This window comes from Bacillus sp. JST-5, assembly GCF_057747715.1.
Genome location: NZ_JBYLHW010000142.1, coordinates 1 through 1,582, shown reverse-complemented (window position 1 = coordinate 1,582; position 1,582 = coordinate 1). Strand labels below are relative to the sequence as shown.

The 1,582-nt window shown below is 38.6% G+C and carries 1 protein-coding gene; it reads right to left on the bottom strand.

Features of this window, described 5'->3' with window-relative positions:
* Positions 1–290: 290 nt before the first annotated feature.
* Positions 291–1,499, bottom strand: a complete 1,209-nt coding sequence (locus AC3ASS_RS14160; RefSeq protein ID WP_488284149.1) for an FAD-dependent monooxygenase — start codon at positions 1,497–1,499, stop codon at positions 291–293.
* Positions 1,500–1,582 lie beyond the last annotated feature (83 nt).

Below are 1,582 nucleotides of genomic sequence, written 5' to 3'. Positions count from 1 at the left end.
CCTAGTGAACGATGACCTCTCTCCCTTGCGATAAGTCAACAACAGCTCGTACCTCGCTGTGTTTCCTTTATCTCAGTGCAAGAGGCCCTCCCGTTCATACGGCGTTCTCTCTTGTGCCTCCGCTTTTCTTATGTCTAGCTCGGCTCGCAGTGGCTAGCGAACGACTCACTCCTTCCCCTACGATAAGTCAACATCGGCTCGTGCCTCGCCGTGTTTCCTTTATCTCCGTGCAGGAGTGCCTCCCGTTCGTTCGCCACTAAACGCTCGCCTCCGCTTTTCTCAATAAAATCCTAATCAATCGATTTTCCTATTAATCGGTTCGCTTTTTTATTCCAGTCAAGGTGAAAGTCATATATCCATCGATTCGATTTTTCATTCGACGACTTTAAAAAGATTGGGAGCATTAAGTCTCGAAAAAACCCTTGAATTGGGTTGGTGGCGTATTTTCTTTGACCGATTCGACGAGAATATTGAACAATTTTTTCTACGCGTTCTTTACGAAACTGCTGAAATTTAGAAAAGGCACTCTCTAAATCTTCTATATCTCTTACGAACATCGCTAAAGCCATGGCATCCTCTAAAGCTAGCGATGCTCCTTGACCAGCATTCGGTGATGTGGCATGGATGGCATCTCCGATAAAAATTGCTCGCTTATAAAACCAACGTGGTTGGGTCAACATATCATAAATAGGATAGACACCAATCTTTCCATTTGTAGCACGGATGATTTCCATTACTGGGTAAATATCGTCACGATAAAGTGTTTCTAACAAATTTCTCCACTGTTCTTGAGGAATCCTCTCTAATTCCTTTCTTGTTGGTGTTCCAGGATAATTGACATTCCCAAACCAATAAATTTCCCCATTATTTTTAACAATATATCCGAAAAATGCTTTTTTTCCGAAAACCATATGTTGAAACCCTTGCTTATACGGGATTGTATCTAGAGATGCATACCCTCCAAAACTGATTAAACCTGTATATGATGGTTTTTCTGCATTTGGCATTAGAAGATTTCTTGTCATTGAATGAATACCGTCACAACCGATTAAAAAATCTCCTTTGGCAAATGTTCCATCTGCAAAATGTACGGAAACATCACGATCACCCATATTTATTTGAACTAGTCTTTTTTCAAAATAAATCGGAATCCCCGATTCTTTTGCTTGTTCAATTAACAATCGGTGAAGATCATTTCGTTTTATTGTATAACCTTGTGCTTCTCCATCTTGACTACCAATTGTACCTAAGATTTTTCCTTTCCCATTTTTAAATTCCATTGCATGCATTTTAATTCCATCATTCTGCAATTGTTTTGCGATACCTAATTCGTCCAATACATTTAATCCATTTCTTGCAATATTTAAAAATAAACCTTCATCCCCCTCTTGTTCATTTCTTGCTTCATAAACTTCTACTTCATATCCAATTTTTTTAAAAAACATCGCTGCAGCAGGACCAGCTATCCCACCACCAATGACTAAAACTTTTTTTGACATTTTCTATCCTCCTCGTATAGTATTTTTAGAATCCTCTTTTGAGGTATTTTCCAGTTAGAATTTTGTTCTTTGATAACTTCATA

Coding starts and splice junctions, on each gene's coding strand:
- AC3ASS_RS14160 (WP_488284149.1), bottom strand. CDS start 1,499: ATGTCAAAAAAAGTTTTAGTCATTGGTGGTGGGATAGCTGGTCCTGCT.